At 62.0% G+C, this 25,921-nt stretch carries 23 protein-coding genes; 14 read left to right on the top strand and 9 right to left on the bottom strand.

Annotation, left to right across the window (positions count from 1 at the left end):
- Positions 1–5 precede the first annotated feature (5 nt).
- Positions 6–1,325 carry an aminopeptidase P family protein gene (locus tag MJQ68_RS10930; RefSeq protein WP_238751145.1) on the bottom strand — a complete coding sequence of 440 codons (1,320 nt, stop codon included), beginning with the start codon at positions 1,323–1,325 and terminating at the stop codon, positions 6–8.
- 316 nt (positions 1,326–1,641) lie between these two features.
- Here MJQ68_RS10930 and MJQ68_RS10925 point away from each other — a divergent pair, with 316 nt between their 5' ends.
- Positions 1,642–4,110, top strand: coding sequence for a ligase-associated DNA damage response DEXH box helicase (locus MJQ68_RS10925; RefSeq protein WP_238751144.1), 2,469 nt, complete (start codon positions 1,642–1,644; stop codon positions 4,108–4,110).
- On the opposite strand, the gene MJQ68_RS10920 is transcribed toward MJQ68_RS10925, so the two are convergent.
- The gene (locus MJQ68_RS10920; RefSeq protein ID WP_238751143.1) at positions 4,107–4,640 is read right to left on the bottom strand and encodes a hypothetical protein; all 534 of its coding nucleotides are present in this window, start codon (positions 4,638–4,640) and stop codon (positions 4,107–4,109) included. The two genes, MJQ68_RS10925 and MJQ68_RS10920, sit on opposite strands and share 4 nt — an antisense overlap.
- A 61-nt stretch (positions 4,641–4,701) precedes the next feature.
- On the opposite strand from MJQ68_RS10920, the gene MJQ68_RS10915 reads away from it, so the two are divergent.
- The 7 genes from MJQ68_RS10915 to MJQ68_RS10885 all read left to right on the top strand — a co-directional run bounded on the left by MJQ68_RS10915 (position 4,702) and on the right by MJQ68_RS10885 (position 8,863).
- Positions 4,702–5,457 carry a CDP-alcohol phosphatidyltransferase family protein gene (locus tag MJQ68_RS10915; protein WP_238751142.1) on the top strand — a complete coding sequence of 252 codons (756 nt, stop codon included), beginning with the start codon at positions 4,702–4,704 and terminating at the stop codon, positions 5,455–5,457.
- Positions 5,454–5,705 (top strand): phosphoribosylformylglycinamidine synthase subunit PurS, encoded by a 252-nt coding sequence (purS, locus tag MJQ68_RS10910; RefSeq protein WP_238751141.1) that lies wholly within the window; start codon positions 5,454–5,456, stop codon positions 5,703–5,705. Before MJQ68_RS10915 ends, purS begins: the two co-directional genes overlap by 4 nt.
- Before the next feature lie 39 nt (positions 5,706–5,744).
- A complete protein-coding gene (locus tag MJQ68_RS10905; protein WP_238751140.1) occupies positions 5,745–6,116 on the top strand; it encodes a methionine-R-sulfoxide reductase in 372 nt (123 codons plus the stop codon).
- Between the two features lie 72 nt (positions 6,117–6,188).
- Positions 6,189–6,701, top strand: coding sequence for a peptide-methionine (S)-S-oxide reductase MsrA (msrA, locus tag MJQ68_RS10900; protein ID WP_238751139.1), 513 nt, complete (start codon positions 6,189–6,191; stop codon positions 6,699–6,701).
- 49 nt (positions 6,702–6,750) lie between these two features.
- Positions 6,751–7,971 carry an IscS subfamily cysteine desulfurase gene (locus tag MJQ68_RS10895; RefSeq protein WP_238751138.1) on the top strand — a complete coding sequence of 407 codons (1,221 nt, stop codon included), beginning with the start codon at positions 6,751–6,753 and terminating at the stop codon, positions 7,969–7,971.
- A gap of 140 nt (positions 7,972–8,111) precedes the next feature.
- Complete coding sequence (gene iscU, locus MJQ68_RS10890; RefSeq protein ID WP_238751137.1) at positions 8,112–8,525, top strand: Fe-S cluster assembly scaffold IscU; 414 nt, start codon at positions 8,112–8,114, stop codon at positions 8,523–8,525.
- An 11-nt stretch (positions 8,526–8,536) separates the two neighbouring features.
- A complete protein-coding gene (locus MJQ68_RS10885) occupies positions 8,537–8,863 on the top strand; it encodes a HesB/IscA family protein (RefSeq protein ID WP_238751136.1) in 327 nt (108 codons plus the stop codon).
- Between the two features lie 178 nt (positions 8,864–9,041).
- Here MJQ68_RS10885 and speD read toward each other — a convergent pair whose 3' ends face one another.
- Both speD and MJQ68_RS10875 read right to left on the bottom strand, forming a co-directional pair.
- The gene (gene speD / locus MJQ68_RS10880; RefSeq protein ID WP_238751135.1) at positions 9,042–9,401 is read right to left on the bottom strand and encodes an adenosylmethionine decarboxylase; all 360 of its coding nucleotides are present in this window, start codon (positions 9,399–9,401) and stop codon (positions 9,042–9,044) included.
- Positions 9,401–10,975, bottom strand: a complete 1,575-nt coding sequence (locus MJQ68_RS10875; RefSeq protein WP_238751134.1) for a polyamine aminopropyltransferase — start codon at positions 10,973–10,975, stop codon at positions 9,401–9,403. The genes speD and MJQ68_RS10875 overlap by 1 nt, the downstream gene beginning before the upstream one ends.
- Before the next feature lie 79 nt (positions 10,976–11,054).
- Between MJQ68_RS10875 and MJQ68_RS10870 the strand changes: the two genes are divergently transcribed.
- On the top strand, positions 11,055–11,534 hold the full coding sequence (locus MJQ68_RS10870; protein WP_238751133.1) for a hypothetical protein: 480 nt from the start codon (positions 11,055–11,057) through the stop codon (positions 11,532–11,534).
- Complete coding sequence (locus MJQ68_RS10865) at positions 11,527–12,720, top strand: glutathionylspermidine synthase family protein (RefSeq protein ID WP_238751132.1); 1,194 nt, start codon at positions 11,527–11,529, stop codon at positions 12,718–12,720. Before MJQ68_RS10870 ends, MJQ68_RS10865 begins: the two co-directional genes overlap by 8 nt.
- Here MJQ68_RS10865 and MJQ68_RS10860 read toward each other — a convergent pair.
- Complete coding sequence (locus MJQ68_RS10860; protein WP_238751131.1) at positions 12,717–13,280, bottom strand: DUF7935 family protein; 564 nt, start codon at positions 13,278–13,280, stop codon at positions 12,717–12,719. The two genes, MJQ68_RS10865 and MJQ68_RS10860, sit on opposite strands and share 4 nt — an antisense overlap.
- An 85-nt stretch (positions 13,281–13,365) precedes the next feature.
- Between MJQ68_RS10860 and MJQ68_RS10855 the strand changes: the two genes are divergently transcribed.
- From MJQ68_RS10855 to MJQ68_RS10845, 3 genes are read left to right on the top strand one after another with little or no spacing between them, the layout of a single operon-like run.
- Positions 13,366–13,731, top strand: coding sequence for a HesB/IscA family protein (locus MJQ68_RS10855; RefSeq protein ID WP_238751130.1), 366 nt, complete (start codon positions 13,366–13,368; stop codon positions 13,729–13,731).
- A complete protein-coding gene (locus MJQ68_RS10850; RefSeq protein ID WP_238751129.1) occupies positions 13,724–14,509 on the top strand; it encodes a class I SAM-dependent methyltransferase in 786 nt (261 codons plus the stop codon). The genes MJQ68_RS10855 and MJQ68_RS10850 overlap by 8 nt, the downstream gene beginning before the upstream one ends.
- Before the next feature lie 48 nt (positions 14,510–14,557).
- Positions 14,558–15,061, top strand: a complete 504-nt coding sequence (locus MJQ68_RS10845; RefSeq protein WP_238751128.1) for a hypothetical protein — start codon at positions 14,558–14,560, stop codon at positions 15,059–15,061.
- Here the strand turns inward: MJQ68_RS10845 and MJQ68_RS10840 are convergent.
- From MJQ68_RS10840 to ruvA, 4 genes are all read right to left on the bottom strand, one after another.
- The gene (locus MJQ68_RS10840) at positions 15,048–15,920 is read right to left on the bottom strand and encodes an OmpA family protein (RefSeq protein ID WP_238751127.1); all 873 of its coding nucleotides are present in this window, start codon (positions 15,918–15,920) and stop codon (positions 15,048–15,050) included. The genes MJQ68_RS10845 and MJQ68_RS10840 overlap by 14 nt on opposite strands.
- 87 nt (positions 15,921–16,007) lie before the next feature.
- Positions 16,008–17,108: a ferredoxin--NADP reductase gene (locus tag MJQ68_RS10835; protein WP_238751126.1), complete on the bottom strand. Its 1,101-nt coding sequence runs from the start codon at positions 17,106–17,108 to the stop codon at positions 16,008–16,010.
- 64 nt (positions 17,109–17,172) lie between these two features.
- Positions 17,173–24,570: a T9SS outer membrane translocon Sov/SprA gene (sov, locus tag MJQ68_RS10830; protein ID WP_238751125.1), complete on the bottom strand. Its 7,398-nt coding sequence runs from the start codon at positions 24,568–24,570 to the stop codon at positions 17,173–17,175.
- Positions 24,571–24,647: 77 nt separating this feature from the next.
- Positions 24,648–25,241, bottom strand: coding sequence for a Holliday junction branch migration protein RuvA (gene ruvA / locus MJQ68_RS10825; RefSeq protein ID WP_238751124.1), 594 nt, complete (start codon positions 25,239–25,241; stop codon positions 24,648–24,650).
- Between the two features lie 164 nt (positions 25,242–25,405).
- Between ruvA and MJQ68_RS10820 the strand changes: the two genes are divergently transcribed.
- A complete protein-coding gene (locus MJQ68_RS10820; protein ID WP_238751123.1) occupies positions 25,406–25,855 on the top strand; it encodes a cupin domain-containing protein in 450 nt (149 codons plus the stop codon).
- Positions 25,856–25,921: the final 66 nt, after the last annotated feature.

The raw sequence follows: 25,921 nt of genomic DNA, 5'->3' as shown, positions 1-25,921 counted from the left end.
TAGCTCTAAACGGAGCCGAGCACCCGGCAGTTGTCCGCCGTCACTACTACATTGTCTTCCAGCCGGATACCACCGAAATCGCGGTAGGCCGCCAGGGCATCGTAGTTGATGTATTCCGTGTGCTTGCCCTCGGCCCGCCAGCGGTCCGTAAGAATGGGGATAAAGTAGATACCCGGCTCTACCGTGATCGTGAAGCCCTCCTCCAGCCGGCGGCCCAGCCGCAGGTTGCGCGTACCGAACTGCTCGCTGCGCTGAAACTCCTCGTCGTAGCCCACGAAGTCTTCCCCCAGGTCTTCCATATCGTGTACGTCCAGCCCGATCATGTGACCGAGGCCGTGGGGGTAGAACAGGGCGTGGGCACCCGCGGCAACCGCCTCCGCCGTATCCCCCTTCATCAGCCCCAGCTGCTTCAGTCCATTGGTGATGATACGGGCCGATAGGTCGTGCAGTTCCCGAAAGGGTACCCCGGGTCGGATGGCCTCGATCACCCGCCGTTTGGCGTCGTCCACGATATCGTAGACCGCCTGCTGTTTGGCCGTCATCTCCGCGCCCACCGCGAAGGTGCGGGTGATGTCGCCGGCGTAGCCCGAGGGGGTTTCGGCCCCGGCATCGATCAGCAGCAGGTCGCCCTCCCGCAGCACGTTGTGGTGGGCGTGGTTGTGCAGGATGTGGCCGTCCCGACTCACGATGGCTGCGTAGGCCAGCCGCCCGCCGGCACTGATGGCAAGTCCTTCTACCATGCCGGCTACCTCCGCCTCCCGCATCCCCGGCTTCGCACCTGCGGCCGCGGCCCGGTGCATGGCCATACTGGTGGTTACGGCGCGGTCCATTTCCGCTAGTTCCTCCGCGCTTTTGTACGATCGTTGTGCGATGACTGCCCGGATCAGTTTCTCACTCGGCCGGTCGTCTTCGTTCAGGCACTGGCACAGCAACATCTGCCGTGCGTCGCGGTAAGTCGGCAGGTAGTGGACCACTTCGGACAGGCACAGGGTATCTACGGCCTTCTGCAGGTTTCCGCCCACCTGCAGCCCGGCCCGTTGGGCTAGTTCGTCCAGTCCTGTTTGTTCGCCCATCCAGACCATATCGTCCAGCGTAGCTTCATCACCGTAGAGGAGACTCTCTCCCGTCTCGGCATTGATCGTGAGGATCAGGTCGGGCTGGTTGAGACCGGCGAAGTAGCGAAAGGTGGAATCTTGCCGAAAGGGGTAGGGATTGCCGGCGTAATTCATGGGAGCTTCACCGTTGCCGGGCAGAATGATCAGTCCGTGCCCGACCGCCTCCGCGAGCTGTTTTCGGCGGGCTACGTAAGTCTGGGTAGTAAACATTTATGGGGTGCTTGGGCGGGTGCGCGGGTGCCGGGTGAAGGTATGGCTAGCAATATGCCGACTGTGGTCGTCAGGGTAAAGTAAGCTATTTGGATTATATACCAGAAATTTTTCGGTTAGCTACAGCGCACTGCGTGTTCGGCGTCGGCGCTCCAGACTAGCACTAACTGATTCAACTCCTCAGCTGGAGCGACCACGAAGTTTTGTGCCTCCAGATCGAGGCAGCGCACGCAGGGCCAGCCTCGTCGAACCCAGCCTGCGCTCGGCGAGCAACGCCGCGACCTGAACCCGCGCCGCCCCCTGCTGTTTCACCCCCGTGTCACTACCCGCTTCCGCCCCCCTGCTCCAAACCGGCACCGACTGGTTCAAGACCCGGGGCTGGGCACCGTTTCCCTTCCAGCAGCAGGCCTGGCGCGCCTACCTAAGTGGTAAGAGCGGCCTGGTCAACGCCCCCACCGGCAGCGGCAAGACCTACTCGCTGATCCTGCCTATCCTGCTGGAGTTCCTGCGCGAACACCCCGACCAACCCACCAAGGCCAACAACGGACTGCGGGCCATCTGGATCACCCCCATCCGCGCCCTGACCCGCGAGATCCAGGGCGCCGCCGAGCGGGCCATCGAGGACCTGGGCATGAAGTGGCGCGTGGGCGTGCGCTCCGGCGATACCAAGACCGCCGAGCGGACCAAGCAGCGCAGCAAGCCGCCCGAGATCCTTATCACCACCCCCGAGAGTCTGCACCTGCTGCTGGCCAGTAAGGGCTACGAGCAGTTCTTCGGCGACCTACGGGTGCTGGTCTCCGACGAGTGGCACGAACTGCTGGGCACCAAGCGCGGCGTGCTGGTGGAGCTGGCCCTGAGTCGGCTGCGGGGACTGCGCGGCACGGCCTTCCGCACCTGGGGCATTTCGGCCACCATCGGCAATATGGAGGAAGCGCTGGACGTGCTGATCCCCCCCACCCTGCCCGGCAAGCGGGTGATCATCCGCGCCGGCACGGTCAAGGAGACGGAGATGGTTACCGTGCTGCCGGACGAGATCGAGACCTTCCCCTGGTCGGGCCACCTGGGCATCAAGCTGCTCGAAAAGGTGGTGCCCATCATCTACGCCTCGGGCTCGACGCTGGTGTTCACCAATACGCGCAGCCAGTGCGAGATCTGGTACCAGCGGCTGCTCGACTTCGACCCCGAGCTCTCCGGAGCCATCGCCATGCACCACGGCAGCATCAGCCGGGAGCTGCGCGACTGGGTGGAGGATGCGCTGCACGAGGGGACGCTCAAAGCGGTCATCTGCACGTCCAGCCTCGATCTGGGGGTAGACTTTCGCCCCGTAGAGACCATCGTACAGATCGGCAGTCCGAAGGGAGTGGCCCGCTTCCTGCAGCGCGCCGGACGCAGTGGGCACCGACCGGGCGCCAAGAGCACCATTCACTTCGTACCCACCAATAGCCTGGAACTGCTGGAAGCCTCGGCCCTGCGGCGCTGCATCGAGCGGCAGGTCATCGAGAGCCGTATCCCCTACCTGCGCAGCTTCGATGTACTGGTGCAGTACCTGGTGACCCTGGCAGTAAGCGGGGGCTTCCGGCGCGATGTAGTGCTGGCGGAGATCCGCAATACCTTCTGCTTCGCTTCGGTGACCGACGAGGAGTTTGCCTGGTGCCTGGACTTCATCACCACGGGGGGTAATAGCCTGGGGGCTTACGACGAGTACCACAAGGTGGCGCGCGACGAGGAGGGCATGTACCGCGTAGAGAGCAAGCGCGTAGCCATGATGCACCGCATGAGCATCGGCGCGATCGTGAGCGAGACTACCGTGATGATCAAGTACATGACGGGCGGCTACATCGGCTCCATCGAGGAGTACTTCATCTCCAGCCTCAAGCCGGGCGATACCTTCTGGTTTGCCGGCCGCAGCCTCAAGTTCATAAAGATCAAGGGCACTGAGGCGCTGGTCAAGCGCAGCACCTCGAAGAAAGGCAAGGTACCTAGCTGGCGCGGCGGACGGATGCAGCTGTCGAGTCAGCTCTCTGAGTTTCTACGTCAGGCGATGGAGGAGTTGAAGCATGAAGATTACCACGACGCCGAACTCGCTAAGCTGGCCCCCCTGCGCGACATCCAGGTGCGCCGCAGCGCCGTGCCCGCCAGCGACGAACTGCTCATCGAGTACTTCCAGGATCGTGAGGGCTTCCACCTGGTGGTGTACCCCTGCGAGGGCCGCGGGATCCACGAAGGATTGAGCTCCCTGGTCGCCTACCGGATCGGGCAGTTCGCGCCCCTCACCTTCACGATCGCCATGAACGACTACGGCTTCGAGCTGCTGTGCGACCAGCCCATTCCGATCGAGGAGGCGCTCGGCAGCGGTCTCTTCGATGCTACGGGGCTGACCCACGACCTCAACGCCGGCATCAACGCCACGGAGATGGCCAAGCGCCGCTTCCGCGATATCGCCGCCATCGCCGGACTGATCTTTAAGGGCTACCCCGGCAAGCAGAAAAAAGAAAAGCACCTGCAGAGCGGGTCGCAGTTGTTTTTCGATGTTTTCACGGACTACGAACCCAGCAACCTACTCCTGCAGCAAGCCTACGACGAGATCATGACCTTCCAACTTCAGGAGGCGCGGCTACGCGCCGCGCTGGAACGGATCAACGGACAGACCATCCTGTTCATGCAGCCCAGCAAGGCTACGCCCTTCAGCTTCTCGCTGATCGTGGACCGGCTGCGGGAGCGGATCAGCTCGGAATCACTGCAGGACCGCGTAAAGCGTATGCGGCTGGCGCTGGTGCGGGACTAGAGTCCCCCGATGGCACCGATCGTCCACTCCAGGCGGGTCTCGATATTCTGGGAGGTGACGCCCAGGGGGTAGAAGACCACTTCCATGCGGACCGTTTCGTCCTGCAGGTACAGGCTGCGGAAATTGCGCAGGCCCGGGTTGAGGTTGATGACCTGCTGCCGGCGGCCCTGGTGATCCACGCTGTACATGATGTCGGCGACGCTGCACTGCCGCTCGCTGGTGGGACAGACGCGCAGCTCTACCCGGTCGATCTCACGGAAGTCTTCGCCCGACAGGCTGACCACCCGCGCCCGGATGCCACCTACCTGGTCTACATCGTCGGCGGTAAAGGCGCTGGCGTCGAGGGTGGGGATAAAGCGGGTGATCATATTGGCCCGGGACACCACGAAGAGCTGGGGGGATACCTGTCCGGCCGGCACCACGAAGTCGATGGGCTCGTAGGTGATGTCGAACAGCCGGTCGCCGTTGCCGGTGCTGGGGCAGCCGGAGAACAGGCACAGCCCCAGCAGGGAGGCCAGTAGGTAGCGCATGGTGTAAGTAGTTAGGCTCTACCCTAACGCGCTCCCCCTGCGAAAACTTACCTTGGGCCGCGTGAAAGCCTGGATCCCGAACTTCGTCACCCTACTGAACCTCTTTTGCGGCTGCGCGGCCCTGATCTGTATTCTGGACCTGCGCTTCGTGCCCGCCTTCTGGTTCCTCTTCGCGGCCGGCTGGTTCGACTTTGCCGACGGACTCGTAGCCCGTGCCCTCGACGTGAGCAGCGAGCACGGCAAGGAGCTGGATAGTCTGGCCGACATGGTGAGTTTCGGGGTGGTGCCAGCGGTGATCTACTACGTGCTGCTGCTGATGGGGGATTTCCTGGCACCTGCGAGCCCGCCCGATCCGGATGCGTTCGCTCCCCTGGCACCGCTTACGATCGGCTGGTCGTGGTACGCTGCGCCCGCTCTGCTCGTGGCTATGTTCAGTGCCCTGCGGCTGGCTAAGTTCAACCTGGATACCCGGCAGACCGAGAACTTCATGGGCGTAGCTACGCCGACCAGTACGGTCTACGCGACGGGACTGATGCTCATCGTGGCGACTAACCCAGACTGGGCACCCTACGTCCTAAGTCCCTACGTCCTTTATCCCTCCATACTCGTGTTCTCTTATCTGCTGGTGAGCGAGCATCCCATGTTCAGCTTCAAGCTTAAGGGCTTCGGCTGGGTGGGGAATGAGACGCGGTATATCTTTGCCGCCGCAGCCATCGGGCTGTTTATGCTGCTATGGACTTCGGCCTTCCCCTTCATCGTCGCGGTCTACCTGCTGCTCAACTTAGTCTCCCCGCCCCGCGCTACTTCCCCGCTATGACCTACCTCGCCCACATCAACATCATGCCCAAGACCGAACTGCTCGACCCCCAGGGGAAAGTGGTCGTCAAGAACATGCCCAACCTCGGCATCCAGGGCGTCAGCGACGTACGGATCGGCAAGCACGTCAATATCACCCTGGAGGCGGACAGCGAGCAGGAGGCCCACGACAAGGTCGAGCTGGCCTGCTCCAAGCTACTGGCCAACGTGATCATGGAGACCTACGACTTCGTGGTGGAGAAGGCCTAGACCGGCCAACTAAAGCCTGTTTTTGTTTGTTTTCCGGGTATGAAGACGAAAGAGAACTGGAACACCCTCACGAAGGAAGAAGAGCGCATCATCGCCCGTAAGGGTACCGAAAGGCCCTTCTCCGGCGAGTACAATAATTTTAAGCAGGACGGGACATTCGTGTGCCGCCGCTGCGACGCCCCCCTGTACGATACTACCAGCAAGTTCAGCAGCGGCTGTGGCTGGCCCAGCTTCGACGACGAGATCGAGGGAGCCGTAAAGCACGAGGCCGATGCCGATGGTCGCCGTGTAGAGATCCTGTGCAACAACTGTGGCGGTCACCTGGGCCACGTCTTCAAGGGCGAGCGCTTCACGCCCAAGAATACGCGCCACTGTGTGAATAGCCTGAGCATCAAGTTCGTCCCCCAGTAGCGACCCGGTCCTCTTCACCGCACCCGCGACCCCGCCCTATCCACTTGGCGTACAACGCCCCGACCTACCCCCATGCCAACTACCAACGTTATCCTACTAGGCGCCGGCTGCTTCTGGAGTAAGGAGTACCACCTCGGCCGCCTGCCCGGTGTGACCCGCACCCGCGTAGGATTCGCCGGTGGTACTGCGGTAGACCCTAGCTACGTGCAGGTCTGCCACAAGGATACCGGGCACGCTGAGGTGGTCGAGGTGACTTACGACGCAGAGGTGCTCTCTACCGAGGCCCTGCTGACCGAGTTCTTCACCCTCCACAACTTCAAGATCAACCGCGGACGGGGCGTGGGGCAATACCGTTCGGCGGTATTCTCCCTGGAGGAGGACGACCAACTTGCTACCGCCCGCCGTATGCTGGAGGTACTGGCCGCGGCGCGCTTTCAACCCGAGACCGACGTGGAAGCGGTGGCTGCCTTTTACCCCGCCGAGGCCCGTCACCAGGGCTACTGCGACGCCCACGGCATGGCACCCGACCGGAAGCAGAACGACCGCGTGCGGGAACTGCTGCAACCGGCAACCAAAGTGGGGTGAAGGTGTTAGCTTGAAGCATTTGTATTTACAGTTCGAAATTTAATCTACTATGGGCCAGCGCCTGATCTACCTCGATAACAACGCCACCACGCCGACCGACCCCCGGGTAGTGGACGCGATGATCCCCTATTTCTACGAGAACCCCGGCAACGCAGCCAGCCGCAACCATCCCTTCGGCTGGAAGGCGGAGGGCGCCGTAGATACCGCCCGCAATCAGATCGCCGACCTGATCGCCGTAGACGAGCGCGAGATCATTTTCACCAGTGGTGCTACCGAGTCGGACAACCTGGCGATCAAGGGCGTCTTCGAGATGTACCAGCGCAAGGGCAATCACATCATCACCGCCAAGACGGAGCACAAGGCCGTCCTCGACGCCTGCGCCAAGGTGGAAAAGATGGGTGGTCAGGTCACCTACCTCGACGTGGACCGTCTGGGCCGCATTCGTCTCGAAGAGCTCGAAGCGGCTATTACCGATAAGACCGTACTGGTATCCATCATGTGGGCCAATAACGAGACCGGTGTCATTCAGGACATGAAGGCCATCGGCGACATCTGTGCCAAGCACGGCGTACTGTTCATGTCGGACGCTACGCAGATCGTCGGCAAGCTGCCCTGCCACCCCAAGGAGGTAGGCGTACACCTGATGGCCTTCACCAGCCACAAGATGTACGGACCCAAGGGGGTAGGCGCCCTGTTCGTCAACCGCAAGAACCCCCGCGTCAAGGTTACCAGCCAGATGGACGGCGGCGGACACGAGCGCGGCATGCGCTCCGGTACGCTGAACGTACCCGGCATCGTCGGCTTCGGTGAGGCCGCCCGCATCGCCAAGGAAGAAATGCACCAGGACGCCGAGCGCCTGAGCAAGCTTCGCGATAAGCTGCAGCACGCCCTGTGCAGTATGCTCGAAGAGAGCTACGTCAACGGCGATCAGGAGCACCGCATGCCCCACGTGACCAACATCAGCTTCAAGCACGTCGAGGGGGAGGGTCTCATGATGACCTTCAACCAGAACATTGCCGTGTCTTCGGGCTCGGCCTGTACCTCCGCCAGTCTGGAGCCCAGCTACGTGCTGGTCGCCCTCGGACTCGGTGACGACCTGGCACACTCCAGCCTTCGCTTCAGCCTCGGCCGCTTCACTACCGAAGAGGACATCGACGAGACGATCGCCAAGGTAGCCGAAGGTGTCAACCACATGCGCGACCTCAGCCCCATCTGGGAGATGTACAAAGAAGGTGTCGACATCGACGCGATCGAGTGGAGCGAGCACTAGAATCAAGGGCTTAGGGGGAGAAGGGGTTAAGGAGTAAGGGTATATCCTGCTTGTTCCTTCATCCTTTTTCCCGCTCGACTTGTTATACTTTAGCGGCTCTGCTTAGCCTTCAACCCTTTCTCTTTTCAACTCCTTCTACCATGGCATACAGCGAAAAATTACTCGACCACTTCAAGAATCCCCGTAACGTCGGTACGCTGGATAAGAGCTCCGAGAATGTAGGTACCGGTCTGGTCGGTGCACCCGAGTGTGGTGACGTGATGCGGCTGCAGATCGAGGTAGACCCTACCACGCAGAAGATTACCCAGGCCAAGTTTAAGACCTTCGGTTGTGGCTCCGCCATCGCCAGCTCTAGCCTGGCCACCGAATGGCTCAAGGGTAAGACCGTCGACGAGGCCCTGGCTATCGATAACATGGCCATCGTCGAAGAACTGGCCCTGCCCCCCGTGAAGATCCACTGCTCGGTCCTCGCCGAGGATGCGATCAAGGGTGCCATCAAGGACTACCAGCAGAAGCACGGCGTACAGACCGTCGAAACCATCGCCGTCCACTAAACTACCCCGCTATGTTATTCGTAGGCGAAAGCGCGAAGGAACGCTTGCGGGAAATCCGGGAGGCGAAGGCCATGCCCGAGAATTACTTCCTGCGGGTGAGCATCACCAGTGGAGGCTGCTCCGGCCTGTCGTATAAGCTAGACTTCGACGACGAGCTACAGCCCCGCGATCAGGTCTTCGAGGATAACGGCGAGACCGTAGTCTGTGACCTGAAGTCCTTCCTCTACCTCTGCAACTCCACCCTGGAGTTCAGCGGCGGACTGGACGGTAAGGGCTTCGCCTTTACCAACCCCAACGCCACCCGGGAGTGTGGCTGCGGCGAAAGCTTCGCGGTATAGGCTCAAGCCCTTCACGCCGGGCAATAATCAAGTTATAGAACGCCATTCCGATACTATCGGGATGGCGTTTTACTTTGTGAAGGGCCGTCGACTGGACTGAGCAAAGGTCGAGGGCTTGCAGCCCGAGTCTGGGCGTGCGGTAAACATTTACCACCTCGGACCAGAGGCCCTCGACCTTTTATCCTCCAAGCCCCTTCCCCCGCAACACCCGCTCCGCATACACCCGGCTGGCTCCGTACTCCTGCTCCAGCACCTCCAGCCCCGCCGACAGGTCCAGATCGCCACAGCTAAACACATCTACCGCCGCATAGCCATGCTCCGGCCAGGTGTGTACGGTCAGGTGACTCTCGGCGATCACCACGACCCCACTCACGCCGTGCGGTGAAAAGGCGTGGAAGCGGGCCTCGATCACCGTTGCACCCATCGCCGCGGCGGCGACTAGCAGGATACGCTCGCTGTCGTCCGGTAGCCGCAGCCGGTCTTCCGGACAGCCGTAGAGCTCCAGCAGCACGTGCAAACCGAGGTAGCTGGGTTCCATCACTGGGTCTTTTCGCGTTGCCAGTCCGACCACTCATCGAGGAAGTACTGCAGGAGCACGGGCCGGTCCAGCCGGTTGGGGAGCAGGCCGCCGGGATCGCGCATATCGGCCGGGAAGGTGAATAGCGTAGGAAGGAGACTAGCCTCCAAAAATTTCATTGTCCCGATAGCTACCGGGACGTCCGCGCCCAGGAGCTGACCGCCCTGCCGCAGGGTATTGCCCGCATTAGCCGCAAGCACGAAGCCCCAGGGACCGAAACTCGGTACAGTCACGTGGTAGGGCGCGAGTTGCCCGAAATCCGCCGCCCGCAGCGTCTTCACGATACACCAAAAGGTCTTGCGGGTATGGTACGGACTGGTCGCCTGAGTAGCGAATACCCCCTGCGGCGTCAGACGCGCCCGGGCCAACTTGAAGAACCACGTACTATATAGCCGGGCGATACTCTCGTTGCTAGGATCCGGTAGGTCGGCCAGGATGAGGTCGTAGTGGGCCGTATCGTTGCGCAGGAACACCGCCGCATCTTCGGCTAGCGTAGTGGTGCGGGGATCGTCGAGCGCGCCGCCATTGAGTGCACTGATACGGGGATGCCGTCGGCCCAGATCGAATATCCGCTCGTCCAGGTCTACGATCGTGAGCGACTCCACACCGGGATGGCGCAGCACCTCGCGGGCCAGCAGTCCCTCGCCACCACCGAGGATGAGCGCGCGCCGGAAGCCCGGCACCTGCGCCGCCGGGATTTGGGCCAGGCTCTCGTGGTAGCGGTACTCGTCGGTACTCGAGAACTGGATCACGCGATTGAGGTACAGCCGCAGATCGTCGTCATTCTGCGTCAGCACGATGCGCTGGTAGGGGCTATCCTCCTCGTAGATCACCCGGTGGGGGTAAGCCGAGGCCTCCCAGGCGTGCAGGAAGGGTTTGGCGCGGATCAGCAGCACGGTGAACAGGGCCAGCCCCAGGGCCGTCCACAGGTATATCTTGCGGCGGCGCGCGGGTGCAAGGCTCTCGCGAAAAAACCAGCAGACCCCAGCCCCGAGCAGCAGATTGACCGCGCCGAAGATGAGGCTGGAGCTGTATAGCCCCACGAAGGGCAGCAGCAGGAAGGGGAAGAGCAGCGTAGCGGCCAGTGCGCCCAGGTAGTCGAAGCCGAGCACATTGGCCAGATTATCCCGCAGGGGGTAGTAGGTCTTCATGACCCGCGCCAGCAGCGGGATCTCGACACCGGTGAGGGTACCGATCACGAACACCAATACAAGCATCGTCCACTGGTACTGCCCGTTGGTCTGAAACTGAAAGAGGAAGTACAGCAGGGGTACGGACAATCCGCCCACCAGACCCAGTAAGATCTCGGCCCGCACGAACGCCTCCAGCTCCCGCCCGTCGACGTAGCGGGTGAGGAAAGAGCCCACCCCCATGGCGCACATGTATACGCCGATGGTGAGCGAGAACTGCTTCACGCTGTCCCCCAGGAAGTACGCACTGGTAGTGCTGATGAGTAGCTCGTAGACGATCGAGCATAGGCCGGCGATGAACACGGCGACGATCAGCAGCAATTTCTCGGAGCGGGGCAGGGACAAACAGTACTACGGTTTACGGGGTTAGGGAAGGGAGGGCCGTGCCTGCGGCCTTATTTCTGATCCCCTTAGGTTACCTGTCATGCTCCGAATAGTTTTGCTTTTCTCCGTCTTCCTCACCGCCACCCTTGCCTTTACCCGCTGCGACGCCGGCGAAGACTACAGCGAGCCCACCCAGGGCGTAGTGACCACCGTCGAAGAAGTAGCCCCCGACGACTACAAGATCGCCTCCGAGGAGCCCGTAGGCACACCCGCCGACAGTCGCATCATCGTTAATAACCTGGACGGAACCAGCCAGTCCTACACCCTGGCGGAAGCCCGCACGATCGAGCAGACGCAGCCCGACTCCTCCCGCGTCCGCCGGCCCTTCCGTTCCGCCATGCTGGGCTACTGGGGCTTCATGATGCTTAATCGCATGGGCAATCGCCCGTCGGCCGCCGCCTACACGAACAATGCCGCCTACCAGCGCTCCACTTCCAGCACCGGCAGCAGCTTGAACCGTACGTCCCGTGCCCGCAGTGGCTTTGGCAGCGGAAAATCTATCCGCTCCTTCGGTGGATAAGCGCCTCGTAGACGCTACACCGCCCAGGGACCGTTTCGTCAGCAAGCGGGGACTGGATTACTTCACCACCGGCGAGAACCACGATTACCTCGCCGATGAGATCCTCTTGCTCCTGCCCACCGAGGCCGACCGCGCCATGCAGGCCGGCAACGAGCTGTTCGACCAGCTCCGACAGACCGCCCGCCGCTCCCTCTCCGATCCGGCACGTCTCAAGCTGCTGGGCATCCCCGACTGGGCACGGCCCCTGCTCGAGTGGTCGGTCGAGCACGAGTGGGACGACTACCTGTTCGGTCGCTTCGACTTCGCCGGCGGTATCGACGGCACCCCCCTGCGCCTGATCGAGTTCAACGCCGATACCTGTAGCCTGCTCCCCGAGACCGCCGTACTCCAGCCCGAAGTACTGAAGCGTAGCGGCGTAAAGCGCGCCGCCCCCAACACCCTATCCGCCGACCTCACGGCCGCCCTTACCCGCATCGGCAGCAGCCGCAAGGGGATGAAGGGGCTGTTCGCTCACCTGGGCTATCCCGAAGACGCGCTCAATACCCAGTTTCTGGCCGACCGCGCCCGCGACGCCCGCTGGAAGGATGTGCGTGTGGAAGCGCTACCCGACATCACCTTCGACCCCGACAACGGTATGGTCGCCGAGACCACCTCCGGGGAGCTGACGCGCTACTACTACCTCACCAAATACTTCCCCTGGGACTGGGTGGCCCTCGAAGAATCCGCCCTCTGGGAAATGCTCGAAGAGATGATCGTCGAGCAGTTCGTGCGCGTGCTTAATCCGGTCTGGTCGCTGCTCCTGCAGTCCAAGGCCCTCATGGTCTTCGCCTACCAGGATCACCCCGGCAATCCGCTGCTGCTACCTACTGCCTTCGACCCCGCCGACCTGCCCGACCCACGCCGCGGCTACGTACGCAAGCCCGTATTCGGCCGCACGGGGCAGAACGTGAAGGTGTCGCTCGACGGCCGCCGCGCCGATGCGGAGCGTCCGGGAGACTACGGTCACCTCCCCTTCGTCTACCAGGAGCTCGCCGCTTTCGCTACCGATGCCGATGCCGATAAGCAGCGGTACCAGCTCAGCACCTTCATGGCTCCGCGGGCGAGCGCGCTGTGCTGCCGCCGGCAGGACGGTCTGATTCTGGACGACGATGCGGAGTTCGTCAGCCTGGGACTCCTGAAGTCTTAATTAGTCAGTACCGAGGCGGCTTCCCGACGGATCGCTCCCTGAGCCAGCGCTACGGGATCTTCCTGCTGCTGGGCACTCATGCGGCGCAGGCGCTCAGCGATCTGCCGGCTCGACTCGGCCCCCTCGGCGGCGCGGGCGATGAGCATACTGATGTTGTCGCGCGACTGGGTGACGATGCGCCAGAGCGAATCGCTCACGTAGATCTGCTGCGTGATGTTGTACTCCACCTCCTGGCGGATGGCCAGCAACAATTCAGCAGTGTACTCGCGGGGCGCACTGTCCTCCCCGGGCGGAATGCGCAGCAGCAGGTTGGGGATCGAAATTCGCTCCAGCATGAGCGTGAAGCGTTCACAGGCCTGTAGGCGCAGACTTTCTATCCCGGGGGCGGCGTCTGCGGAGGAGCCTGACTGAATGGTGGATGCAAGACCGCTACGCAGGGCGGCAATTTGCTCGGCGATGTTCCCCAGATTACGCAGCAGTGCGATAGCAAATACGACCACGCCTACTACGGCGAGTATGGAGAAGACAATGTTCAGAAGGAATAAAAACTCCGGGCTCATACCACTGCGATTTAGGGAAGGAGGCACCCACCGCCAACCATGCACGGGACCGTTTGTTACCTTGCTACCAAAGGTAACACCAATTATGAGCGCTGACGTCCACTCGCCCACCAAGACCAAAACCACCCCGATCACCATCACGCCCTCAGCCATGGAGCAACTCGGCCGCCTGCGCAAGGATCTCGGCGTAGCCGGTGACCACTTCCTGCGCATCGGCGTACGGGGCGGCGGCTGCTCCGGCTTCGAGTACCAACTGGGCTTCGACCTGCCCCAGGAAGATGACCAGAAGTTCATGGTCGGCAGCGAGCAGGTACTGATGAAGGCCGGTCACGCGCTCTACCTGCTGGGTATGGAGATCGACTGGGCCACGGACCTCAACAACCGCGGCTTCACCTTCAACAACCCGAACGCGAAGGATACCTGTGGCTGCGGCACCTCCTTTAGTGCCTAGTTTCGGCAGCTTACTGCCCCCGCCGTTGGACGAGCGCCGCGGCATCCCCCTGTATTATCTGAAGTCAGAGGAAGAAGTCCGCCAGGATGTCTACGAGCGCTACGACGAGCTTGTAGCCCGGCAAACTGCCCTGCACCTCGCCGACGAGCTCAACGAAGGCTACCCCTTTCAGCCGCTGCTCGATTACGTCAGCGCGTGGTGGCCGGCGGACGAGCACGCCCGCGTAGCCGATATCGGCTGCAGCGTAGGCCGCCTCATCGGGGAGGCCGCCCGGCAGCAGCCCGGCTGGGATTGCTACGGCATCGACTTCAGCTACCAGATGCTCCGCCAGGCCCGGGAGTACTGGCTGCTAGGTAAGACACTTTCCCCCAATCTGCTCCGGTTCGGTTATCCCCTCACCGCGCTGGTCGGTCAGCAGCTGTCCAATCTTCACTTCGCGCTGGCGGATGCCAAGTCCCTCCCCTTCCCCGACGGCAGCCTCGACCTGCTCTGGAATACCTTCCTGATCGACCGGCTCGCCGACGTACCCGCCGCCGCCGCCGAGTGGCACCGCGTGCTCCGACCCGGCGGACGACTCGTGATCGTCTCCCCCCTCAACTTCCTACAGCTCGCGCAGTGGGAGCAGTACCACCCACCGGTCAAGCTGCTTGACCATTTTCTGCAGACCGCCTGGGAGCTCCTCGACCTCACGGACCCCCTCGTACTACACGAGCCGATGGACGCACGGGGCAACCGCATCGCGTGGCGGACGCTGGCCGCAGTGCTGGTTAAACCGTAGCTATACCCCCCGTGTATTCCATAGCTCCACCCGTACCCTACCCTACCCATGGACACCACCCCCCAGATTCGCTTTTCTCACTTCGTCGAGCAGTTTCCCGAGCTGCCGCTGCCCATTACCCTGGGGGAAGACACCGTACGGCGCATCAGTAAGGAAACCCCTCCCCTGCCCAGTCGTATGATCGAGCAGTTCCTGCTGCCCCTGGAGCCTACGCAGATCAACGATGAGTTTACGGAGTTTATCGCCTGCCTGCGGCTGCCCGAGGCGGATGACTACATCGGACTGGTCTACTGGCGGGCCGATCTGGCGCAGTATCACTACACCCTGGTCACCCTGAACCCTAAAACGGAGGAGCTCATCGACCGGCTCATTCTGGCCGGCACCAGCTACGACGGTGCGGAACTGACACAGACCACGGCGGCGCTGACAGACGGTCTGATGGTCTACCAGGTCAGTGGACAGGGCGGCGGCAAGGAATTCGACTACCAGGCCAGTGGTAGTACGGCGCGGCGCTTTCAGATCGCCGCGAGCGGCAAGATCATCGAACTATAAGCTCCACCCGTTCCCCGGCGGCCGATTCGTGGTTGCCGTAGCCGATGACCCGGAAGTTCTCCGAAGAAATACCGGCCTTGATGAGGTGATTACGGATCGTCGTAGCCCGCTCCTCGCTGAGCAGCTGAGCGGCGCGCTGGTCCAGCTTACGGGCCGTGTGTACGCGGATCTCCACCATGCCGGTGGCCGCCTGTACGGTACGGACCAGTGCATCCAGCGCATCGTAGCCGGCCGTATTGGGGTAGGCCGTATTCGGTATGAATGATATGGCTAGCGGAGCGGCCGCCGGAGTGGCTTTCTCAACTACCACGGGTGACTTTGCTGCCAGATCAGGCGCGGGCGCAGAAGTGGGTTCGCCCCGTGCCTGACGCAGCTCCGCCCGCAGTTCCTCTAACTCAGCGAGCTGGCGGGCGTATTCCGCATCCAGGCGGGCGGTTTCAGCGGCATCTACGGGTTCCTCGCGGGGTAGATCGCTGCGTACGTTGCGTTCCCACCCCTTGGTCTCATCCAGATCGGGCTGGGCCGGGGGGTAGAGTCCGGAGCGTACACTGGATCGCAGTTGTACGGTATCCCGGGGATTGACCGTCAGGGGTGCGGTGGGTGCCTGCTCTTCGACGGTGGTATCGTTCCAGGTATCCCGCAGGTTGCCGCCCCGGTCCCGCTCGCGGGCCTTGCGCTCCTGCTGCTGCCGGAATTTCTCCTTCATGCGCGCCAGCTCGTCGAGGTCGGCGGCGTAGCGCTCCCGGGTGCTATTGTCCGGCGTCGCTGTGGCAAGGGTGTCTACCGCAGGAGTGGTCTGCCCGATCGCGAAGGTCGTGCAGAGCAGGAGAAAGAACAGGGGGAGGGTGTAGCGTAACATACTGGAGAGAGGAAGTCTTCCTAAATGTACGGCTTGTCGCGCAATGTACATTGCACCCGCGGCCCCGCCCCCTGGCTAATGGGGTAGCTATACGTTGAAGTCTACGGTGACCTCGGGGGTTGTGGGGTGGGCCTGGCAGGTGAGTACGTAGCCTTCCTCCACTTCGCTGTCGTCGAGGGCGTAGCAGACGTCCATCTTCACGCCGCCGCTCTCCACGCGGGCCATGCAGGTGGAGCAGGCACCGGCCAGGCAGCTGTACGGGGGGGTCTTACCCTCCTCCAGCAGAGCGTCAAGGATAGACTGACCGGACTTCAGCTCGATGCTGAACTCCTCCTTGTCCAGCTTGACGTGCACGGTGCCGCCCTGGCTGCCATCGGTCGTCTCAGTGGTCGTAGTGGCGGGGCCGAAGCGTTCGACGTGGATCAGCTTGTCGTCGACGCCGTGGCCCAGCAGGGCGGCCTCTACATTGTCGATCATTTGCCCGGGACCGCAGATGTAGTAGCGGCAGTCGAAGGTGGGCACGGGGTAACGCTGCAGGAACTTGGTCAGCGCCTTACGGTCGATCCGTCCCTTGGCCCCCTCCCAGCGGGTGGTGCTGCGCTTGAACAGGCCCTTGAGTCCCTTGGTGGCGTACTTCTTGGGTCGCGACAGCATATGCTCCACGGTCAGCTGACCGGCATAGCGCTGCTGTAGCTGCTGGAGCTGGCTTTCGAAGATGATGTTGTCTTCGTCGCGGTTGCCGTACAGGAGGATCACCTCCGATTTGGGCTCGTGTTCCAGTACGGTGCGTAGGATCGACATCAGGGGCGTGATGCCGCTGCCGGCCCCGAAGAGGTAGTAGCGGCGGCGGGCGGCGGGGTCTACTTCGGCCAGGAAGCGGCCCATGGGGGGCATCACGTCCACCGTGTCGCCGGCCTTCAGGTCACTGGCGATGTGGTTGCTCACCTTACCGCCCTTGACCTGCTTGACGGTTACGGCCAGCTCGTCGTCGTGGGGTGCGGAGCACATGCTGTAGGCGCGGCGCTCCTCCTTACCGTTGATGGTGAAGCGCAGCGTGAGGTACTGGCCGGCACGGTAGTGAAAGGCGGTCTGGTCGGAGGCCGGCACTTCGAAGTACACGCTCACGGCCTGGTTGGTTTCCGGCTGAATACGGGCTACGCGAAGCGGGTAAAATTGGGGGCTAGACATGTAAGATGGTCAGGGGGGTCGGTAGGATCAATCGGTAGTACCGTAGTACGGCAATCGAGCCGTTCTAGTTCAATTGGAAGCGCACGACAATGCCCCCGCTGGCCGCCGTCTGCGGGAAGCCGAGCGAGTTGAAGGGCGTCGTTTTCCGGTAGTCGAGAAAGGCCCGCAGACTCAGCCGCTGGTTGAGCTGATACTCCACCGAGGGGGCCAGGGTGAAGATCCGGCTACCCTCCACCGGCTCGCGTGATTCGATGGACAGCCGTCGGGCGTACACCTTATTGTCCCGCAGGCTGATGTTGAACTGGATGTCCAGATCGCTCACGTTCAGGCGGCCCCCGGAGCGGCTGTTGCCCCGGCGGTTGTTCTGCGGCGTCGCACTAGGGGCGGGGTCGCGGGTGCGTTGGTTGCCCTGTAGGAATCCGATCTGCACGTCCTGGAGCACGATGCCGAAGCCACCGATGATCTCCTTGCCCACCGCTTCGGACAGCAGCTTGCCCACCACGTTGATGCTGCGGGTCTCGTTGCTGGTGTAGGCGAAGTTGATGGACAGGCCATTGATCAGCTCGGCATCGATGGCCAGCAGCGGAGCGAAGGCCTTGGACTCGGAGATGTTGGGCACCTCCAGCCGCGGGAAGTAGTTGAGGCTCACCGTATCGTAGCCCACGAACTGCGGCGCGGTGGCCTGCTCCAGGGCATCGAGGTAGTCCAGGCTGGTACCGTAGCTGCTAATACTGAAGGTAGACTGGAAGCCGTGGGTAATATTGACGCGGCGGAAGATATCGCCTAGTCCGCCCACGCGGTCCAGACCGCTCCAGGTGAGTCGCCAGTTGGGCGCGCCCCGCAAGCCGAAGGGATCCAGCTTCACGTCGTTGGCGTCCTCGTCGCGGTAGGCCGCCAGGAAGGCCGGTAGCAGCACGTCCTGCTGGTTCGGACCGTAGCCGAAGGTATAGCCCTGGGCGGCCAGGTCGGGATCGGCGTGGGGTATCGTGCCGCCGAGCCGCTGACTCACGATGAGCCGGTTGGCCTCGAAGGTGGAAAACAGCGCGTCCAGATCGGTCGTGTCCTGATTGAACAGGCTCAGCGCGCCGCCATTGCTGAAGGTGAGCGAGCCGTCCCGCACCGGTACGCTGTGCTCGAAGGGCGAGTCGATGCCCTTTTCCTGCACCTTGAAGGTTTCGGTATAGTTCTCGGTGAAGGCGCGGTCCATCGTCAGCTCCAGCCGGAAATCGGTGAACGGCTCGACGATCGCGTTGGCATCCCAGCGCTTGGTGTAGTTCTGGATCACGTCCTGACTCAGCTTCAGGCTACTGCTGATGTCCCCGTCCAGGGCCAGCTCGTTGAGGTAGTCCTGGTCGCTCTGCCGCTGGTCCACCTCGAGGGTACGGATCTGCGGCTGTAGTCCCGCCACAAATCCCCAGCCCGGACTACTGAACCCATCGCTGAGCCCCAGCAGGGCGGGCTCGGGCAGGAAGCCCGGTATGACCGTCGTGAAGTCCTCACTATAATTGAAGCGCGCACGGCGCAGGGCCAGCAGGGGCCGCACGAAGGTCTTCGTCCTGCTACCGGCCGGCCTGGCCTCCGGCTCTTCTTCTCCTGACTGCCCCGGCCGGCGGGTGGGCGCACGGCGGCGGTTGGACTGATTAAAGGGCTTGAGGAAAGGGATCTGGTCGTAGAAGCGCTCGAAGTTGAGGTCAGCCGTGATCTGCCGTTGCTGGCTGTTCTGGATCAGGTTACCCAGACCTAACTCCTGCACCGAAAGCGGCGCGGCGGCCCAGGCATAGGTGCCCAGATACTGGGTGCGCACGTCCAGGAAATCGAGGAAGGGCAGGAAGCGCAGCGGCAGCTGGTAGCTCAGGTTCAGGGTGTGGTTGTACTGCTTGGGTCGGCCGCCATTGAGCACGTTATTCCAGATGCTGTCGCGCCGGATGCTCTTGGCCTCATCCGCGGGCAGCAGCACCAGCTCGTTCTCGTCCGGCTCGTCGATGGTCGTATTCATGTTGGCATTGAGACCCAGGCGCAGGCTGCGCGTCAGGTTCCACTGCATGTCGTAGCTGCGGTTCCAGATGAAGCGCTTGTTGAAGAACGTATTGAAGCGCTCGTCCACCCCGGCAAAGCGGTAGCTCGTCGTCGCGAAGCTGCGGTTGATGATGTTGGTGATACTGATGCTGTTCGGCAGGGGGTTGAAGTTGAACTCGCTCAGCAGCCGCAGGTACTTGCTCTGTAGCCCCTTGAACGGCTCGATACTCTTCGGGGCCGCGCGGGCGAAGGTGTAGTCCAGCGCACCGGTGTGGTCGCGGATGATCTCCGATTCGATGTAAGGATCGCTGCGCTCGTTCTTCGTGTAGCCGTAGCTGACGCTGAAGTTGGCCGGGTCGATGGGACTGGGTTTCGTGCGGCGGGTCGCGGGTGCAATGCCTACGTTGTTGAAGTTGATGGCGGTGATCTTATTGATCTCCTGCGCCTGCTCGCGGATACTGTCGCGCGCCTCGCGGGTTTCGGCCCGGTCGATCTTGTCCTTTAGCCGCAGGTCGTAGTCGTAGGGGTCGTACTCCGGCGTACTGGTCTGCTTACTGTGTTGCAGGTACACGGGCAGCCGTACACCCCAGCGGGTGGGCAGGAAGCGGTCCATGCTCAGATTGGTCGCGAAGTCGTAGCCGGCCGTCTGGAAGCGGTTGCGCTGCAGCAAGCTGTTATCGAGCGCACCGAAGCCTACACTACTGTAGTTGACCGCGGCGGTCAGGTTACCGAGATCGGCCAACTGGATATCGGCCCGCGCAATGGCGGCTACCCCGCCCCGCTCATCGAGCCCCTCCAGGCGCAGTTCGTTGACCCACACTTCGGCACTGATACCATTGTTGTCCAGATCCTCCTGGTTGCGCACGCCGATCATGAAGACCTTCACGAAGCCCAGATTAGGATTACCCCGGATGCGGATGGTATGGTCCACGCCCTCGGAGGGGGAGTACACCTGGGAGTAAGTAGCGTCGCTGGCCACGTTATTGTTGTTACGCTCGAGCTTGAGGTCGCGCAGGATCTCCAGGGGGAGCTGTACTTCGTTCTGCGGTAGCCATACCGAATCGGCGTAGGCGCGGCTGTTACGGTCCAGTCCGGCCAGCCCCACGGTATCCGAGATCGCCAGGGGCACCTCGTACTCGTAGTAGTTCTGCTCGAAGTCGGAGCCCATCCGCAGGAACAGCCGCAGCTCCCCGTCCTCGGGGCGCTGGATGCGGCTCTGTCCGGCGGCCTCGGCGTGGACGAACATCTTCAGGTCCTCGTACAGCCGTAGGTCGGTCTCGGTGTACTTGAATACAGCGCGGCTATCGCTGGGCTGCAGGTTCTGCACCTTGAGGGCCAGCGACTGCTCGTTCTGCAGCAGGTTGACCACTCCGATGCTCTGCTCCCGGCGGATCCCGTTGGGCAGCACGTAGTTGAAGGGTTGCCGACGGCTGTTCTCTTCGATATTGACCGCGTCGATGTTGAATTCCGTGTTCTCCTCGCCTCCGATCACGGGCGTATTGACCAGGTCGCGGGTGTAGCGCCGCCAGCTGTTGCGCACCAGCTCGAACTCGGCGAAGCGCAGCACGGTCGGCGCCTGGAAGCCCGTCATGAACATGCGCATGAAGCGGATGGACCGGAAGTCCTGGATGCCCCCCACGGCTGTCTTCTGATCGGTGTTCAGGGGGATCCGGAAGCGGTACCAGATGCGGCCGGTGTTCTGCACGTCCTCGATCCGGTCGGTGATAAAGGGCGTAGCCTCCCGGTCGATCTCGCGGGGGTCGGTACGCGACTGCACCAGGGGGATCTCGTACTGGAAGTAGCTTTCCGACTCGTTGAGGGTATTGTCCTGGTTGAGGTCCTCGTCGTCGGGCAGGTTGGTGGCGGACCGCCGCAGGTTGGTCGACGAGTTTTCGTTGGCCGCCGAGTTGCCCTGGGTGTTATTGAAGTTTTTGTAGCGCGTCAGCAGACTGGTGTTGTCCGGGTAGCGCGTCTCGTCATTGAAGTAGAAAAAGTTGTCATTGGAGGGGTCCTCGTCGAGCCGCTCCCGCACCGTACCCTGGAAGTTGTTGAGGTAGTCGGCAAACTTCTCCCGCTCGCGGGCATCGTCGGAGCCGTCCAGTCCCACATCCTGTGCCCGCCGGCTCTCCGGATCGTTATCGAAACCCTGGGTGATCTGCTGGGCTACGGGTACGCGACTGAAGGGGGTCTCATCTACCGGCCGACTCCGGTTAATCGGCGTAGGCAGACCGTTCTCGAAGAATTTCCGGCTGTCCTTCAGGATGTCCTCACTGACGTTACCGAGGTTGAAGTACAGCGTACCCTCCTTATCCGATGCATTGGGTGCAGCCTGCCGGGCATTACTGGGATCGAGGAAGGGCGAGAGCATCCAGAACTCTACGAATTCGATGTTGGACGACTGGAAGTCGGTCGTAGTCATCTCCCGCATGATACCCCCCCAGCGGCTGGCCGGATCGAGCAGCTTCACGGGCGCCAGCGGATCCCCCGGATCGGGAAAGGCCCCCGCGGTAAAGCCGGGAAAGCCCTCCTGCGTATCGAAGTTATACGGCCCCCGCTCGCCGGGGTAAAAGGCCATATCGAAGGTAAAGAACAGGTTGCCCCGCAGTCCGCCCCGCAGGTCGAGATTAGGAAACACCTCCTGCTGCGGCACATTGCTGGTGTACACGTTCTGATTATCGCCCGACGACTCCTGTCGCGCATCCAGGTCGATGCGGTACCAGCTCAGCGCGGCGCGGTTGGCTCCGGTGACTAGGCCAGTCAGGCTAGATTCCGGAAATAGTGGGTTGCTATTCTGGGCATCGTTCTGCGGCACGGAGGCCAGGTACCAGCGCTGCACCGGCGTCATCAGGTCGATGGGGCTGGCCGTGCCCTCGAAGTCATCCAGGTACACGATGCCGCCCTTCTCGTCGCGGCTCAGATTGATGGCCCGGCTGTGACCGGGATCGAGGATGGCCGTTTCCGCCGTCACGCTCACGTTGGAGGGGGCGTTGGTACTGAACAGCGGTAGCTTATCCAGCGTGCGGGTCAGCCAGCCGGAGGGCTTGTTGTAGGTGGCGTCGAAGCCGTAGATGCGGTTGTTGATGGGGTCCTCCCCGATATTGACCTTCTGGGTAAAGGGCCGCTCGAAGAGCTGCATGAATGTGCCACCGACGGCCAGGTTATCGTTGACCTCGTAGTCGGCCCGCAGGCCCAGCATGGTCTTGGTCTGCAGACTGAAGATGGTATTATCCTCGAAGCTCACGTCCACCGGCACGCCCGAACTGAGAATAGCATCGTTCAGGATACGCACGCGGCCCGTACTGTAGTCTACGGTATAGTCCCGCCCCTCTACGAGCAGAGCCCCGCCGGCCGTCACCCGCACCGATCCGGGCGGAATGTTAAAAGCTCCCAGACTGATCTCCGACTGCACCGAAGACTTATAACTACCCCGGATCGCAAAGCGGTTCTTTTCCGGAAATTCCCGCGCCTGAAAGAGCGTAGAATCGTACAACTCCTGATACACGAAGCGGGGCGCGTCCTCCGGCTGCAGCCGCTGGGCCAGGTCGCTACCGAAGGGTTCCAGTACCGGGAAGTACACCCGGCCGGTCTGCGGCTCGATGGTGATACCCGGCACGAAGTCGAACACCCCGTCGGGCTGGGGATCGCCCTGGGTGTTCAGCCGGTCCAGGTTGAAGGCCCGGATCAGAGGTACCCCGGGGATGAACGAATTGCTGCCGGGCAGGGAGACATCCACCGGCAGAAAGCGCTGGAAGCCCTGTCCGGGATTCTCATACTGGATATCCAGCCGGAAGTCCTCCTGCCCCACCTGGTAAGCACCCAGGGAGTAGACGTTCTTCATCATCAGGTCCCAGGCCGGCTCGCTCACGCGCTGGGTGGACGATTTGAGCAGCTTGGTGTAGAGCACCTGGTTGGAGAAGTTGCTGGTATCGGCGCTGCTGTTGTCCGTATTCACCGATAGCTCACCCACCTTGAAGATGTTACCGTTGTACTTGTAGCGGTACGATACGGCCACTACCTGATCGGGCTGCACGTTGATGTTCAGGCTGATGAAGCCCAGCTCGGGGTGCACGGTGTATTCCCGCGGACTCAGCTTACGCGCCGAGATCTTCTCGAAGTCGCGGATCTGCTCCAGGCGGAACTGGGCGCCCTGCAGTACGGCTACCGTCCGGTCGATGTCGCGCAGGTTCTCCCCCTGGGCAACTAGGCGGCCATACAGGTCGTTGGCTCCGTTCTCGGGCAGCGGACGGCCGTCACAGATCTCCTGGTAGCGGGGCGTGGGGAACTGCTGTACGGCGTTCGGATTCGTGAGCCGGGTGGGCTCGCCGAGGTCGGCAAAGGCCACGATGTCGCGCACGTCGAATACCTCGTTGCGGTCGTTGGTGATCCAGACCTCGATGTTCTCCAGGTGGAACAGCGTATTGATCTGCGGCAGGTTCTCCAGGGCCTCCTCGTAGACGTCGCGGTTGTAGTGGCTCAGAAAGAAGTGGCGGTTCTCGTCGTACTCGTCGGCGTACACCTCGAACTGCGCCAGCTGACTGCCGCCCTCGATGGTGAGCTTTTCGCGCTGCGACCGCTGCTGACTGGCGATGGCCGTCAGGCGCAGGTGACCAAACTGTAGCTCGGTCTTGATGCCGAAGAGCGACTGCGCCCCCTCGATCAGCGTGCCCCGTAGCGGCAGACTCACGTTACCCGCCTCGATCTTGCGGATGATATCGTCCTCCCCGAAGGCCTCGCTGTTGTAGTCCAGCTTGATCTGGTTATCGAAGTTGAAGTTGGCCCCGGTGTTGTAGTTGGTGTTCAGCTTGAGCTTGTCCCCGATCTGGCCGGTCACGTTCATCTGAATGTCCATGTCAAAATCGAAGATCGTGTTGCGCCGGAAGCGCTCCACGATGAAGGGGTTATCCTGGTACTGGTAGTTGAGTCCGAAGCTGAGGTCCACGCTACCCTGCGGCTGGATACTGATCTCGGTGCCCCCGAAGAGGTTGTTGATCAGGTCGGGGTCGATCTCGATGTCGGCCAGCGGATCACCGATGCTGATCTGGTCATCGGGGTTACCCACTCCGGCCAGGTTATTGAAGTACTTGCGCTGGTCCTCTTTGGCGCGGTACTCGAAGTACTCGTCGAAGGTCAGGTAGGTCGGCGGACGAAAATCGATGTCGCCCAGGCGCTCGCGCACGATATAGCGGCCGGTGGCGGGGTCGTACTCGACCGTCTTTTCTACGCCGGAGGGGTCGTTCAGGTCGACCGGGTTGGTGTTGGGGTCGGTGATGAAGTCTCCCGTGCGGTCGCGCAGGGGGGGCAGCGTATCGTAGAGGATCGCGTCGAAGGGCTGTGCTAGGTGGTTACTGCGCTGGCTGGCCACTGCGTCGGCGGCCGTACGGTAGGGGGCGTAGGTAAATCCAAACGAAAGCAGGGCAGTGCAAAGTAGCAGCAGTGTCTTGTTCATACGATGCAATCCTTCCTGAACCCCCCGGTGGGCAGAGCAGGCAGCGAGTGTGTAGTTAGAATAAAAAGCGGCCTCCCCTAGGAGGATAACTCCCGTAGGGCAAGCTTAATCAAATCTTCCGGCGTAGCCGTATCGGGCCGGGCGGCCAGTACCCGATTCAGCGCGCGCTGCACGGCCGGTCGGGCAAAGCCCAGGTTAACCAAGGCAGATAACGCCTCGCTCCGAAGGGTATTGCTCTGCACCGAAAGCATTGTCGGCGAATCTCCCCCGTCCTTGATCATCTTGTCCTTGAGGTCCAGAATGATGCGCTGGGCCGTCTTCGGCCCGATCCCCTTCACCTTGCGGATCGTCCCCACATCCTCGCCGATCACGGCCGCCCGCAGCTCGTCCGCGTTCATACTCGATAGCACCACCAGGGCCGTAGCCGGGCCCACCCCGCTGACCGAAATCAGCAACCGAAACAGGTTGCGCTCCTGCTCCTCGTAGAAGCCAAACAGCGTCTGCTGGTCCTCCTTCACGTGGAAGTGGGTCAGCAGCTTGACCGTTTCGGCCCCCTCGATCTTGGTGTAGGTGTACAGACTGATGTTGACGTGGTAGCCGATCCCCCCGGCTTCAATGACGACAAAGGAGGGGTTCTTGTGGGCAACGGTACCCTTTACGTAGGCGATCATGCCGGCGAAGGTAGAGCACCTGCGGCGCATTAGACCGCTGTCGGACCGTTAGTCGCGCAGCAGGCATTACAGGGGGGCGCAACCGCCGGTGCGAAGGGTATACCGTACGGCATCCGCTCCGCAACAAAGCATGAAAAAGCCGGGTTGCAGCAAGAAAATACATTATGGCCAACAAGCAAAAACCCTCCATCCCCTACTGGCACGTCTATACCGACCAAGACGGCATAAGCAAGCAGAAAAAGGAGCAGCTCACCGACTTCGAACTCGAAAGCATGGGCGGCGGCTCCGGTGAGCAGTGGAACAACAAGCTCACCAAGGGCGCCACCCAGATCATCTTCAGTGAGCTACCGGCCGACTTCGACGGCGACTGGCACGAAAACCCCGCCCCCCAGTGGATCATCCCCCTCAGCGGCGGCTGGTGGGTCGAGACCATGGATGGCACCCGCGTAGAAATGCGCACCGGCGAACTCAGCTTCGGTGCCGATCAGGGCACCAAGGGTGAAAAAGGACACAAGTCCGGCACCCTCGACGGCAAACCCTGCCGCATGATGATCGTGCAGCACAAAGACAAGCCACAACTGGAAGGCGGTAAAGTGAAGCCAAATACCCTGTAGCACCGGACTCCCCCCAATAAAAAAGAGCAGACACGACGTATAGTCGGTCTGCTCTTTTTCTTTCAG

This window comes from Neolewinella maritima (assembly GCF_923081025.1).
Classification (GTDB): Bacteria; Bacteroidota; Bacteroidia; order Chitinophagales; family Saprospiraceae; genus Neolewinella; species Neolewinella maritima.
This window is presented reverse-complemented; position numbering and strand designations above follow the sequence as displayed.

Coding starts and splice junctions, on each gene's coding strand:
- MJQ68_RS10930 (WP_238751145.1), bottom strand. CDS start 1,325: ATGTTTACTACCCAGACTTACGTAGCCCGCCGAAAACAGCTCGCGGAG.
- MJQ68_RS10920 (WP_238751143.1), bottom strand. CDS start 4,640: ATGCGCTACCTACTGGCCTCCCTGCTGGGGCTGTGCCTGTTCTCCGGC.
- purS (WP_238751141.1), top strand. CDS start 5,454: ATGACCTACCTCGCCCACATCAACATCATGCCCAAGACCGAACTGCTC.
- MJQ68_RS10905 (WP_238751140.1), top strand. CDS start 5,745: ATGAAGACGAAAGAGAACTGGAACACCCTCACGAAGGAAGAAGAGCGC.
- msrA (WP_238751139.1), top strand. CDS start 6,189: ATGCCAACTACCAACGTTATCCTACTAGGCGCCGGCTGCTTCTGGAGT.
- MJQ68_RS10895 (WP_238751138.1), top strand. CDS start 6,751: ATGGGCCAGCGCCTGATCTACCTCGATAACAACGCCACCACGCCGACC.
- iscU (WP_238751137.1), top strand. CDS start 8,112: ATGGCATACAGCGAAAAATTACTCGACCACTTCAAGAATCCCCGTAAC.
- MJQ68_RS10885 (WP_238751136.1), top strand. CDS start 8,537: ATGTTATTCGTAGGCGAAAGCGCGAAGGAACGCTTGCGGGAAATCCGG.
- speD (WP_238751135.1), bottom strand. CDS start 9,401: ATGGAACCCAGCTACCTCGGTTTGCACGTGCTGCTGGAGCTCTACGGC.
- MJQ68_RS10870 (WP_238751133.1), top strand. CDS start 11,055: ATGCTCCGAATAGTTTTGCTTTTCTCCGTCTTCCTCACCGCCACCCTT.
- MJQ68_RS10860 (WP_238751131.1), bottom strand. CDS start 13,280: ATGAGCCCGGAGTTTTTATTCCTTCTGAACATTGTCTTCTCCATACTC.
- MJQ68_RS10855 (WP_238751130.1), top strand. CDS start 13,366: ATGAGCGCTGACGTCCACTCGCCCACCAAGACCAAAACCACCCCGATC.
- MJQ68_RS10845 (WP_238751128.1), top strand. CDS start 14,558: ATGGACACCACCCCCCAGATTCGCTTTTCTCACTTCGTCGAGCAGTTT.
- MJQ68_RS10840 (WP_238751127.1), bottom strand. CDS start 15,920: ATGTTACGCTACACCCTCCCCCTGTTCTTTCTCCTGCTCTGCACGACC.
- MJQ68_RS10835 (WP_238751126.1), bottom strand. CDS start 17,108: ATGTCTAGCCCCCAATTTTACCCGCTTCGCGTAGCCCGTATTCAGCCG.
- sov (WP_238751125.1), bottom strand. CDS start 24,570: ATGAACAAGACACTGCTGCTACTTTGCACTGCCCTGCTTTCGTTTGGA.
- ruvA (WP_238751124.1), bottom strand. CDS start 25,241: ATGATCGCCTACGTAAAGGGTACCGTTGCCCACAAGAACCCCTCCTTT.
- MJQ68_RS10820 (WP_238751123.1), top strand. CDS start 25,406: ATGGCCAACAAGCAAAAACCCTCCATCCCCTACTGGCACGTCTATACC.